The sequence below is a fragment of the Nostoc sp. genome (assembly GCF_036917615.1).
GTDB lineage: Bacteria > Cyanobacteriota > Cyanobacteriia > Cyanobacteriales > Nostocaceae > Nostoc.
Genome location: NZ_JBALCZ010000031.1, coordinates 1 through 12,716, shown reverse-complemented (window position 1 = coordinate 12,716; position 12,716 = coordinate 1). Strand labels below are relative to the sequence as shown.

At 42.7% G+C, this 12,716-nt stretch carries 11 protein-coding genes; 7 read left to right on the top strand and 4 right to left on the bottom strand.

What is annotated here, in order from left to right; translation table 11 throughout:
• Window positions 1-490 precede the first annotated feature (490 nt).
• The 3 genes from V7K85_RS11440 (at window position 491) to V7K85_RS11430 (ending at window position 2,469) form a co-directional block, all read left to right on the top strand.
• Complete coding sequence (locus tag V7K85_RS11440) at window positions 491-739, top strand: hypothetical protein (protein ID WP_334813653.1); 249 nt, start codon at window positions 491-493, stop codon at window positions 737-739.
• Between the two features lie 209 nt (window positions 740-948).
• Complete coding sequence (locus V7K85_RS11435) at window positions 949-1,122, top strand: hypothetical protein (protein ID WP_334813651.1); 174 nt, start codon at window positions 949-951, stop codon at window positions 1,120-1,122.
• A 528-nt stretch (window positions 1,123-1,650) separates the two neighbouring features.
• Window positions 1,651-2,469, top strand: a complete 819-nt coding sequence (locus tag V7K85_RS11430) for a carbonic anhydrase (RefSeq protein ID WP_334813649.1) — start codon at window positions 1,651-1,653, stop codon at window positions 2,467-2,469.
• Here V7K85_RS11430 and V7K85_RS11425 read toward each other — a convergent pair.
• Window positions 2,445-2,630: a hypothetical protein gene (locus V7K85_RS11425; protein WP_334814021.1), complete on the bottom strand. Its 186-nt coding sequence runs from the start codon at window positions 2,628-2,630 to the stop codon at window positions 2,445-2,447. The genes V7K85_RS11430 and V7K85_RS11425 overlap by 25 nt on opposite strands.
• Here V7K85_RS11425 and V7K85_RS11420 point away from each other — a divergent pair.
• Window positions 2,582-2,707, top strand: coding sequence for a hypothetical protein (locus V7K85_RS11420; RefSeq protein ID WP_334814013.1), 126 nt, complete (start codon window positions 2,582-2,584; stop codon window positions 2,705-2,707). The genes V7K85_RS11425 and V7K85_RS11420 overlap by 49 nt on opposite strands.
• 122 nt (window positions 2,708-2,829) lie before the next feature.
• On the top strand, window positions 2,830-4,485 hold the full coding sequence (locus tag V7K85_RS11415; RefSeq protein WP_334813647.1) for an alpha-keto acid decarboxylase family protein: 1,656 nt from the start codon (window positions 2,830-2,832) through the stop codon (window positions 4,483-4,485).
• Window positions 4,486-4,531: 46 nt separating this feature from the next.
• Here V7K85_RS11415 and V7K85_RS11410 read toward each other — a convergent pair whose 3' ends face one another.
• On the bottom strand, window positions 4,532-4,687 hold the full coding sequence (locus tag V7K85_RS11410) for a hypothetical protein (protein WP_334813645.1): 156 nt from the start codon (window positions 4,685-4,687) through the stop codon (window positions 4,532-4,534).
• Window positions 4,688-5,270: 583 nt separating this feature from the next.
• A complete protein-coding gene (locus tag V7K85_RS11405) occupies window positions 5,271-10,853 on the bottom strand; it encodes a translocation/assembly module TamB domain-containing protein (RefSeq protein ID WP_334813643.1) in 5,583 nt (1,860 codons plus the stop codon).
• A 277-nt stretch (window positions 10,854-11,130) separates the two neighbouring features.
• Between V7K85_RS11405 and V7K85_RS11400 the strand changes: the two genes are divergently transcribed.
• Window positions 11,131-11,400, top strand: a complete 270-nt coding sequence (locus V7K85_RS11400) for a hypothetical protein (protein ID WP_334813641.1) — start codon at window positions 11,131-11,133, stop codon at window positions 11,398-11,400.
• A 243-nt stretch (window positions 11,401-11,643) separates the two neighbouring features.
• A complete protein-coding gene (locus V7K85_RS11395; RefSeq protein WP_334813639.1) occupies window positions 11,644-11,874 on the top strand; it encodes a type II toxin-antitoxin system Phd/YefM family antitoxin in 231 nt (76 codons plus the stop codon).
• Between the two features lie 128 nt (window positions 11,875-12,002).
• Here the strand turns inward: V7K85_RS11395 and V7K85_RS11390 are convergent, their stop codons facing one another.
• The gene (locus V7K85_RS11390; RefSeq protein WP_334813637.1) at window positions 12,003-12,221 is read right to left on the bottom strand and encodes a hypothetical protein; all 219 of its coding nucleotides are present in this window, start codon (window positions 12,219-12,221) and stop codon (window positions 12,003-12,005) included.
• Window positions 12,222-12,716 lie beyond the last annotated feature (495 nt).

Below are 12,716 nucleotides of genomic sequence, written 5' to 3'. Positions count from 1 at the left end.
CAGACATAGGTGAAATTTGGTAAATATTTGGCGAGTAGCAACTAAATCAGCAATTACCTAAACTCCGGCATGAATTACGAAAGCAATTGCAAACTGCTTAAACTACAAGTGTTTCAGCTTTACAAGAGTGCCATTCGGTTCTGGCTCGTCATGTCGCAGACCAAATGAAAATTTGTCGCGGAGTATGTGAAAAATTCCCGACCTGATTCGCAAACTAATTGAAATTCTCTACCAAATTGGGGATAAAAGGCGCGAAAAGCTTACTGGATTTGACTTTGGTGCAATACTCGTGTAAAGGGCGATCGCAATAGTCCTTTGGGATCTTTCAGCTTTAACCCTAACAGTAGGGTTAGATGCAGCAGAATCTTCTTTTTCATCGCTAACCCTAATGTTAGTAAATTCTCAATAATATTAGAGATTCAAGTTAATCATGGATTTTGATGGATAGTAAAGAATTTATATTTAAGAAGTAGAACCACAAAGATTAGCAATGCCGAGCAAAATTATTCAAGTCAAAGAGTACACAGTCAGAGCGCACAAGCGGGAAATTCACACGCGCGTCTTCAATTTCGTATGCAAGCAGTGTGAACAACCCACCCAAAGAGAAACCTTTGGACCCCGACCGCTCTACTGTGAGAGATGCCGCGCTCCTCAATCTCCTAAGAAATCAGTAGTTCCTCTCAAGAAAAGAAAACCCAGACCCATGACTTATAAGAGTGATGAAGGTAAAGTGAGGTAAGTTTTCAATGAAACTAATGCTGGATATGCATATTAGTACATAAATACTATAAAAATCAAAAGTGTGTACCTTTTGTCAATAGCTCCAAGGAATGAAAACTCAGTTCGGGTGTTCGCGGAGCGTTTCGTAGAGAAGAAGTGAAAGCGGATCATGAAGGTAAAAGTTCTGCCGCGTCCGTTCCAAACCCGGAAAAATGGTCAAGTGAAGCGTTGTTTACTGCCGTTCGCGCAGCGTCTCGCAGAGAAGGCATCGCTATCCGGTCTGCATTGCGGACTGGAAGACTGGAAAAACTCAAGATGGCTGAGATTTTGAGAGAAAACCTAAGCTTCGAGTACTTGCTGTCGTGCTGGGTGGATAACCCGGCGAAAGCAGATGATCATTAAAAAGCTGTTGGCAAAATTTCCGCAGTCGGGGATTGCTTGTGCAGATAGGGAATGGGGAATGGGAAATTAGATGAATAAAAGGAGAAAAATACCAAATTTATCACCAATTGTAGATTTATTTAACATTAAAACTGCGACTAGAGAGGGTAGTTTGGCAAGACTGGTTAAACAATACAACAACGAATTTCAGCCTTTGACTAAGCCGATGGTACAATTGCAAAAGTTGATCAATTGAGTCAATCTGTTTATAGATATTATTAATCCATTTAGTCAAAAATTTCGGTGAATGGTATATAACAGCTTGGAGACTGGTTTTTACAGGGCTTTGACAAATTTTAAATCTTGGTTATCTTTGGCAGCGAAGTACTTAATTACTTAAATGGGGTCATCCGCTTTGCCTCGATTTACCTTTGTGATAAGCAAGGCTCAATGGTATAAACCAATTGTTGCTTTTGTGCGTCCCTACTTCCTTAATTTGAGAATTTTTACGATAGATTACAAGTATTACTTGTTCATTTAGGTACTCCTATGAAAAGATTGATTAAAGGTTTGCGCGAATTCCAAAGTAGTTATTTTTCCGCCAATGAAGAACTGTTTGAACAACTTTCTCATGGTCAAAAGCCCAGAGTCCTATTTATTACTTGTTCAGATTCGCGTATCGATCCAAACCTGATTACACAAGCTAGGTTAGGCGAATTGTTTGTTATCCGCAATGCAGGCAACATTATTCCACCATATGGTGCAACTAATGGCGGTGAAGGAGCAACAATTGAATATGCTATTCAAGCATTAGATATTCAACAAATTATTGTCTGTGGTCACTCGCATTGTGGTGCTATGAAAGGATTAATGAAGTTAGACAGCTTGCGGGTAGAAATGCCGCTTGTACATGACTGGCTCAAGTATGCAGAGGCAACCCGACGACTGGTGAAAGACAATTATAGCCACTACGAAGGGGAAGAACTCTTAGAAATAATTATTGCTGAGAATGTACTCACCCAAATCGAAAATTTACGAACTTATCCGGTGATTCACTCTAAGCTCCACCAAGGGCAGATCAGTATTTATGCTTGGATTTATCAAATCGAGACAGGAGAAATTTTGGCATACGATGCACAAAAGCACGCCTATGTCTTACCCCAAAATCAGCTTCTCCCATCGGAGGTAGATGAGACATTACTTAGCGCACCTTTAACTAGCAATGGGGAAATACATTTCACTAAAATTCAACAACGCGCGTTTCAATCGGCCGAGGAACTCCCTATTCCTACACATCAACGGTTTCCAATGACAGTGCTTTCTCCAGAGCAAATGGAGCGAATTTATCGCGGCTCGGCAACAAAGTAAAAATGTAGAATGCTGGGAGGATGATCCGGCGAAAGCAGATTGTGATCAAGAAGCTGTTGCCGAAGTTTGGGCAGTGGAGGATTGCGATCGACTAGCTTTTTGTGCTGGCTATTTGCGTGGCTGTGCATTTCATAGCGATTTTGCTTTAGTCGGGTTGTCACTGCCCAGCCATAACAAGACTTTTAACGGATTGGCTCTAGATGAGCGCTATCACCACTACCTACAACGCCACCACTAGCCACTCTCACCCTCAGTGGCACAGATACCATTGCCAATTACCGACAAGTCCTCAAAAGCTTTACCTACAACAATACTGCTACTACTGTTAAAAGTAGCGATCGGATAAAAAAGGCTAAAACAATGACAACTTTTACTGTTGGTGATTATCTAGTGCTTCGTCTGGTGCAGATCGGCGTCAAGCAGATCTTCGGTGTTGCTGGAGACTACAATATGGAGTTTCTCGACTCTATTGTTAACCAGGATGGAATTGAGTTGATTACAACCTGTAACGAACTTAACGCATCCTACGCTGCCGATGGCTATGGTCGAATCAATGGTGTTGCAGCATTAGTAACTACGTTTGGTGTTGGTGAACTCAGTGCTATTAATGGTGTTGCTGGCGCTTATGCCGAACACGTTCCTGTTGTGACGATTACTGGATCTCCTGCCACCAACATTCAAGCATCTGGTTCGCTTGTCCATCATACGCTTGGTACTGGTGATTTCTCCATGTTTGCCCGAATGTATGAAAAGGTAACGGTGACTCAAGCATATTTGACAACAGAGAATGCAACAGCAGAAATTGACAGAGTTTTAGGTATTTGTCTTCTGCATAAATTACCTGTTTACATTTCCATACCTATGGATGTTGCTAAACATGAAGTGGCTATACCGTCTGATTTCTTGACCCCTCGTGTATTCCAAAGCGCGATCGCTACTTTAGTTGAGGCAGTTGATGCCTGTGTAACTATACTGGAGAAAGCCCAGAAACCAGTGATTCTTGCTGATGTTGGTGTCGATCGCTATCGCCTACATCAAGAATTGCGAGAGTTGCTGGCAGCTACCGGATACCCTTATGCCACCATGAACATGGGAAAAGGACTGCTGGAGGAAACACACCCCCAATTTATCGGCATATATAATGGTGCTGCCAGTGAAGATTATGTGCGAAAACGTATTGAAGAGGCAGATTGTGTCTTGAGTATTGGTGCTTTGATGACTGATTTCAACACAGGAAAGTTTTCTGCCAAACTCGACCCAGGTCGAACTATTGAAGTGCATGGGCAGTATCTAAAAATTAAACGTGCGCTGTACAATAATGTGGCGATGCGGGATGTGCTGTCTGCTTTAAGCAAACGCTTGCAGCGCCGTGATGCTCAAACGCTGGACTTCAAGTCTGCAATGGAGAATTTGGATGCTGGCTTCACGACTCCTTTCCAACCCAACACGGATGGGGTTATTACACAACGGCGTTTTTGGTATAGGCTAGCTCATTTCCTCAAAGAAGATGACATTATCGTTAGCGAGACTGGAACTTGTTTGTTTGGAGCCTCAGTAATTCCTTTGCCAAAGAGAAGCACCTTCATTGGGCAAGTCCTTTGGGGTTCGATTGGCTATTCAGTAGGCTCATTACTTGGCTGTTGCATCGCAGCGCCACAACGACGAGCTATTCTACTAGTGGGTGACGGTTCTTTTCAAATGACAGCACAAGAACTCTCAACAATATTACGCAATGACTTGAAGCCAATTATTTTTCTAATTAACAACGATGGATATACCATAGAGCGTGATATACACGGTGCAACCATGCCATATAACGACATTCAACGGTGGAATTATCACAAGCTCCATGAAATTTTTGCTAGTAATGGCTGGGGCATTAAAGTAAGCACCGAGTCGGAGTTAGAGTCGGCATTGCAAAAAGCCGAGCAAAACCGCGACCAACTTGCTTTCATTGAGGTCGTGATGGACAAAATGGACAGCCCAGAAGTTCTTTTGAAGATGTTGCAAAATTAGGGTATTTACCAGTAATAAAGCGCTTGGACCCTCCCCGCTTGCGGGGCTATGGTGTACACACAAGTCTCTTGACCTGCAATGCCATTGTATCAGCTGACAATGCCAATGTATTGACTAACAATGCCATTGTATTGGCTGACAATGCCATTGTATTGGCTGACAATGCCATTGTATTGGCTGACAATGGCAATGCAATAGACATCTGGTGATAAATATAATTATGCGTTCACTCAAACCCTTGTAGAGACGCGAAATTTCGCGTCTCTACATTCTTTTCTGGAGATGTCTAATAATCTAAAATGCGATACGCTTGGGTTAAGGCTTAATCGTAAGAGCGTCACTTTTCAAGAAAGCTACCAGTAATACCAATTCTGTATGAAGATGCGCTAAACCATATTTAAGTGCAAGAAAGAAAAACGAACCGCAAAGGACACAAAGGACACAAAGAAAGAAAGAAGTTAAAAGGGTTTGGCGCAGCCTCACAAAGAAATGGTATAAGAGGATGTCTGAAAAGTGTACGAAAGGTATAATTTTTCATTCTGAGCGTAACGAAGTGGAGCGTTCGCGTAGCGTCTCGTTGGCGCAGCCTCTCGTAGAGAAGAGAAGAATCGCAATTTTTCGTGGGTTGATGAGATGCAACACTTGGCTATCGCTTCATTCAGCATGACATTTTTAACTTCTCAGACATCTTCTAAGGACACATACTCCTACGGAGAAGCAAGCTACGCATAGCGTCTCGTACAGAAGGAAGAGAAGGAAGAAATGCTTAACTGAACTGTATTTATCTAAAATCGGCTTTCATACTCAACTTGGAATTGATTTTCATCCCCCAAATTAGTTGAGCCTCGCATCAAAATTTCGTCATTGAGTCGATAGAGCACATTGTAACGGAAAGACTCATCATTGTTAGAAAGAGCGTGTGATAAAGAAACAGATGCGTTTCTATTGATGTCAAACACACCTTCTGCTGATAAATTAAGAACTGAACCGTTCGCTGCTTTATTAGTATTAGTAGATGGAGTAGGAAATACCCGAAACTCACTAAAACCAATAGCCTGTCCGATCGCAGTGATAGTTCCTTGTAAACCACCTAAAATGGTCGAACTAGCGAAACCAGTCAGCCCTTGTCCTGCATTTGTTTGACCGAAAGAACTCAGAATCGAGCCACCCAGCAGAGCAACTATTTCTCCCTTACTACGGCTAGGTTCACTCGTCAGTTCTAGATTGTCGCCCAATTCACTAGCTGGCCCGTTTACGGTGGCTTGAACGGTAACGCTATTTAAAGTCCCAAAATTGTTTGCAGAAACATCGCTGACTTCAGAAGACAATGGTGATTCCAAAATTTGACTGTTCCTTGTCGATGCTTCCGGTACAATTGCGGTAAGTCGCACATCTAGGGTCGGGTCAAGTCCTTGACTAGCAGTAAAGCTCGCAGTTTGTTCATAGCCCCGCGCCAAGGTGAACTGAGTGGAAAATACGCTCAGTCGTCCTCCTGTCAAACGAATGACTCCTTCAGGAAGCGGCTTGGCGAATGTACCATTAATGGTCAAGTCGCCTTTGGCGTCAAAGCTCAATAGGGGCTGACTTAATGCGGCTCCTCCTGGTACAAAGTTCAGTAAAGACTGAGTGGTAACACGAATACCTTTGTCTAAAGTCAACTTTAAATCTGCAAACTCTATAGGTAAATTGGGTGGAGTGACTGTGCTAGTGCTACTCTTTGCTGTAATCACTGGGTTAGTGCTATTCTCTGGTGTAGGTGTGACGTTAGCGTTAACCTCTTCTCTATTTATGACGTTAGCGTTAGCCTCTGCTGTCGCTGCTGATTTTTTCTTCGCAGCAGCCGAGTTTCCAATAATCACCTGACCATTACTCAGTTTAATCTCTCCACCAATTACAGGTTTTAACGCTGTTCCGCGAATTACGACATCGCCGCCAACACCGCCTTCATACAGTCCTGCAAGCTTAAAATTGAGTTTATCTGCTATTGATACTGTTAGGGGATTCGCTGCGGCTTGCTGCGGATCAAAAATTGGCAGGATGCCTGATACTGTCACTTGCCCTTTATTGTACGTGCCTTGGATACCTTCAACACTCACCGTATTACCATTAAATCGCGCTGTTCCTGTGACATTCGTGAGGGGATCAGATAAGGCTTGAGTGCGAAAAGTTGCATTATTAAGTGTGGCATTGCCGTTAATAATTGGTTCCTTTAAAGTCCCTTGAACGTTTAAATCTACTTTTCCTTGACCGTCTACCCAAGCGACTTGATTATTGGTAAACACGTTTAACAGTGCCAATCCTTCATTTTGCAGATTGGCGTTGATGCTAATTTGATTGCTATCTGGCTGCACTGCGGCAGAAGGTAACGGAGCAGGTACACTACCTGTAATTGCAAGTGGCTGTGTTCCTGTGACTAGCAAAGTACTGTCAAAATTCAAGCGAGCTTTGTTGTAGTCAAAGTTCACCTGTCCTGTTTGCACAGGTTGCTTGTTGAGAGTTGCATTCGCCAGCGCCACTTGTCCTTGGACTCTGGGGTCTTTTAAACTACCTCCCAATGTGGCATCAGCATTGACTTTCCCAGTAATATCTATGGGGTATTTTTGGATAAAAGGCTCTAAAAGTGATAGAGGTAGACTTGCGACATTCAACTTTCCAGATAGTTGCTCAGTTCCTAACTGTCCCGAAAAAGCCACCAGTCCTTGATTGATTCCAACACTCAACGGCGAAAGTGTGACGATCCCATCAGCAAAAGTACCTTGAGCAACGACTTGATTAATCGAGTATTCACCCCATTGCCAGTTAGCACCTTGAAAATTAAAGCCGACATTTAACCCAGACTTCAACGAGCCATTAGCTGTAATTCCTCCGCTCAAAGCACCCGTTAATTCTGCAAGGGTGGGCAAAGACGTGGCTTTTTTTCTTTCTACCTGCTGTTGTTTTGCTACCGATGTTGCAATATTCGAGAAATATGCTAACTGTGTTTTCAAATCTGCGTTGGGCAAACTGACAGGCTTGGTATTAAGTACCTCTGCTCCAGCTAATTTCGGAGGTTGCAACCCGCTACCAAAGTCTTTAAAGTCAAAGATATTAAATGCTTGTAAGAGTTTCTCAATTCTGGTTTGGTTTAAATTAGCTTGAACTTGAAATTGCGGGTCATTCCCTGTTTGCACATTTCCACTCAGGGCGATATTGCTATCTCCAATCCGCAATTGACCATTAGCCAAGCTAGCAGTACCATCGGCATAATTTATAGTTCCGCGAAATTCATCTGCTGCAACTCTAGCAACACGAGGCCGAGCGATCGCCACGTCTCCCGCAACTGCATAATTATTCAGATTGACAACTAAATTTACCGATAATTGCCCCGCCAGAGGTTTCAACTGATTGTTAGGTAAAAAGCCGCCAATCAGAGCGATGGGAAACTGTTGGGCGTTGATGAGCAAGTTATCTCCTTCAGTTCTACCTGTGGTAACTGCCTCATCGCGCTGGACTAAAAATGAAGTTGGGCGATAATCTGCACCCAGGTTAAGCGCTATCCTATCTTGCTTCCCGGCTAGTTGCAGACTTGCTCCCTGTCCCCCTTGAAAATTCACGTTTCCAGTTAAAACTGGGTCAAACGCCAAGTTACTGACCTGGAAATTCCGCAGCCGGATATTGCCATTAGCTTGAGGTACATGTGGAGTGCCTGTAACTTTTCCCTTAAAATCAAGTAGCCCTGCTAGTGCTACGTCACCAGGAACTTTAAAGCCTGTATTTTTGAGGTTGAAATTCTGCGCCAGTACATTTAAATTAAATCCCGTAATTTGAGGTGCGCCAGTTGGTGGAGTTTGAACAGCGATCGCACCATTAGCACTCAGTCCTGAGGTAGTTGCGTTTTCAACTATAATCTGCTGTCCATTCCACTGCACTTGCGCTGTCAGCGGTTGTGCGAGCAGCGCTAACCCTTGAGATAGGCGGATTTGTCCGGCGGCTCGAATATCTGCAAGCTGGAAAGATTTTGCTGTGCCTGCGAATTGGATATTACTATTGAGCCGTCCTCCCAATTGTGGTGAGAAACGGTTGAGTTGAATTTGGGAAGTGTTGGCAAGCACTTGCCAGCGACCACGATTAAAGCTAACATTTCTGAGATTAACCGTACCTCCTGCTACATTCAGCCTTGCTTGTCCTGTGCCTTGAATGGTTGAGGGTTGGAAAGAAGCAGTGCTTCCTGACAAATTCAAGGCGACATTGTTTAAAACTCCCTGGAACTGGGGTGGTATCTGTCCAAAACGGCTCAATTGCAGTTGTTGGGTATTCACAAAAGCTTGCCAGCGTTGTTGTACAACTTGACCTCTAGCCCTGATTGTCCCGCCTGCCACGTTCAAAACTGCATCCGGAAAAAGAATATTCTCTCCTTGTTTAGCAACAACAACTCGTCCCGTAATCGGATAGGTGGCTGTAGGCGCTTGCACCCGTGCTACTGTTTGCAGGTTGCTCAGAGTGCCGGAAATATTGGCATTTGCCGATACATTCCCAATGGTAATGGAGGGTGAGGAGTTGTATGCTCGGGCGATCGCATCCCCTGGTAAATTTTTTGCTTGTACATTCAACGCCACCCTGCCCTGGGGTGCAAGCTGAAGTTGACCACTGGCTGTGACTTGCCCTCCTACCTCTGGATTTGCCTGAACGCGAGTAACGTTGACGTTTAACGGTCTACCTAGAGAACCAGAAACTTTGGCGTTCGCAGATATACCACCAACCTTAATCGGAGTTGAAATACCATAACCTTGAGCGATCGCATTTCCTGGGATACCTTGAGCTTGAATATTTACGCCTACTTGACCTTGGGGAGCCAGTTGAATTTGACCATTGGCTGTGATTTTTCCCCCGGCTGGCGGCGTTACCTGAACATTAGTAATATCAAGTTTTAAGGGTTGTTTGCTAAGTGAGCCAGAAATTTGTGCTTTTGCTGAAACATTTCCAACTGCGATCGGTAGAGTCACGCCATAGCCGCGTGCTAGTATATCCCCTGATACACCATCAACTTGAGCATTAAATCTTGCCGAGCTTTTCAGGCCAAGTTTAGCTTGACCGCCTCCAGTGATTTGACCGCCTGCTGCGGGGACTATTTTCAGATTAGAGACGGCAATTTGAGATGCAGTTTTAGATACATTTAAGCGGAAGTCAGTATTGACGGTTTGGAATTGAACACGATCAACTTGAATAGGTTTAGTATTGCTTACTGTACCGCTAAGGATTGGCTCCTGAAGTGACCCTAGTACCTGAATATTTGCTTGAATTTCGCCAGCAGCTGGGACTGACGATTTTACTTTCAGGGTGTCTAAGATATTTTTCGCACTAACTGGTTTTATCTGAGCTGCGACATTAAAACCAGTTTGAGTATTAATTGTTCCATTTGCCAGAATCGGAACTTTGCCAAAGTTCGTATTCAGATTTTCTAAAGCAACTGTCTGACCTTGAAATATAAATCTCCCATTCAAATTAGAAACCTGCTGAGGAATATTTTGAATTTTAGCAGCGATTTGATTAGCTGTAGCTGTTCCGGTAATCGCTATTTCTGACAGTTTGGGTGGAATTTGAACCTCTAAGTCAGCATTTAAATACCCTGCTTGCAAGGCAATTGGCAACTGAATTAATCGACTGACCTCTGATACTTGTAAATTTTGTGCTTGCAGCTTGAGGTTAGTTTGTTGAGCTTTCAGTTGTGTTTCGCCAACGATTTTAACACCGCCTCCCCTAGTGAGTTGAGCATTGATGTCATAAGCGATTCTTTGATTTCGATCTGAAAATCGGGCAACACCACCAACTTGATCTAATATTACTGAGCCTTTCGGTTTAGTTGGTGCGGCGAATGGCATCAACTCTACATCGCCATCTTGAATTTGAAGTGTCTGCAACTCAGTTTGAATAAAGCCTTGTCCTTCCCCAGCCTTAACTTGGGCTGTCACCCAACGACCATCCTGATCCTGTTGAATGTAGACATTGGGCTGAACTAATATGACATTTAATACCAGTTTTCGCGTGAGGAGAAGTTGCAACAGCGAGAACTGCACCTCCAAAGCTTTTGCTACCACCTGATCTTGATCATTGGGAGCTGCTGGTATCGATAGAGAGCTAAATCTCAGACTAGAAAGCGAAAAACGTTCAACATTCCCTACTTTTACTGGACGCCCAAGCAATTGCTGGAGATTTTGCTGCACTAATGGCGCTAAATCTTTATATACATAGTTCCTAGCCCACCAGGCACCGACTGCAATTCCAACCAGCAAAACCCCACCGAGAGCCAAACTGGTACGTCCTAAGATAAGGAGCCATAAACGACGATTAGATGGTTTCTGGTTATTTTCTGAATTTGGAGAGTGCGTCATTATCGTTATCGTTACCAGTACTTTTTTCTGGAGTGAGCCTAGAGACAGGCTAGTCGCAGCTGTATCAGCAAGTTACAAGCTATCGTTTCACAATATTAGGCCTTACGCAAGAACTTTGCGGCAAACCACTTTTCAAAGAAGTCGGGGATCTAACTTTTCACGAATGATTTAGGATTGCTATAGATGACGATAGTCAGTAATTTTAGATTGGAAATCGCGCATTCTATGCAATCGCACTGACCTGTAAGCAACAAGACCTATTAATGTGGAGAAGATTATGTCAGACACATATAACAATAATTTCCATAAACCAAAGATTAGCAATTTTGCTAACAAAATTAAAGATAATGTACGGCAACAAGCAAACCAAAACATCTACACATCTGAACAAAAACAAACTCTTGTTGATGCATCAACTGAAATACAACGGCTTATAAAACAGTTAGAGCAAAATAATCCTACTGCTAATGAAACTGAGAAGATTGCTTATGTAAATGATGAAACTACTCCTAGCTGGAAGCGTCACCTTATTGGCGCATTCCAGTGACTTACTGAAGCTGCAATTGAAGAGTTTTTGGATAATTCCTATATCAACATTGGTAAAGCAATCATCAAAGGCTGGATCAAACTAGACTAAATAGTGATTCGTAGGTTGGGTGAAAAGTAGCGAAACCAATATAATCAATTGTTTGGTTCTGCAATAGCTTCACCCAACCTAGATGAGAGGCGATCGCACTACAATTGAGTCAAGTAATCTACTATCACCATACCCCTATGCCGAAACACTCAAATGCAGAGAGTCACAGTTGATGATATCCAACGAGATTTTTTGAAGTATCTTAATCAACTTGAGGCAGGTGAATGCTTTCTCATTGTCCAGGCAGATAAGCCAATTGCTGAATTAAAACCAATTTCAACCATCAACAAACAGCAACGCCCATTTTGTTTATGTGCTGGAGAATTCATACTGCCTGATGATTTTGATGCACCTTTGCCTGAGGAGATTCTAAATGCATTTTAGAGCAGATAACAATTATCCTAGATACTTATATTTTACAATTAGCAAGCTATCTAGATCGCTCTACTTAATGATTCATAAATAACAAGATTCCCAACTTTTTAGAAAAATCGGGAATCTCAACCTTTCGATTACTCTTTCGTGAATCCGCTCAATTCCTCATTTGGGTCATCAATCATTTCCGGTACTAAAGCTGGGTTACTCCTACGTTCTTCTGGTGATTGCTCCCGGATAACATCGTCTATTCTCGCAGGGTGTTTGATTTTGTCGAGTACCTCTGGACTTAGTTGCAATGGATCACCTTCTGGATTCGACTTTTCTGCTTGACTAGGAACTGTTTCCTTATTCATCACTATTTCCCCAAACTTATAAACCAAGCTTAAGTTCTTCTTTGGTGAGGTAGACACTATCTTGAGACTTATTTCACACAACGCTAAGTAAGAAAAGAAGCTTAAGTTCTTCTTTGGTGAGGTAGACACTATCTTGAGACTTATTTCACACAACGCTAAGTAAGAAAAGTGTCACCGAACAGCCCGCCCTTAGACATCGCCCCTTGTAGACTAAAGATGATTCACTGAACTAATTTGTTAATACAACAAATAATTCGTTGATAACGACACTAATGTGTTAAATACGACAAATAATTATTTCTTCAACACAACATGTCGGTTAACTAATTAAATATCGTCTTAACAAATTAATGTCATCGGAATACTGAAGGCTATAATCCTCACTGCACAATGATTATAGCCGAATGGCACTAAGAAAAGCTCTAACCTATACTCCATAATGATTACAGGCATTAATGCCTTAAGAGCAGTGGACGCTTTGCTGCGATCGCTATT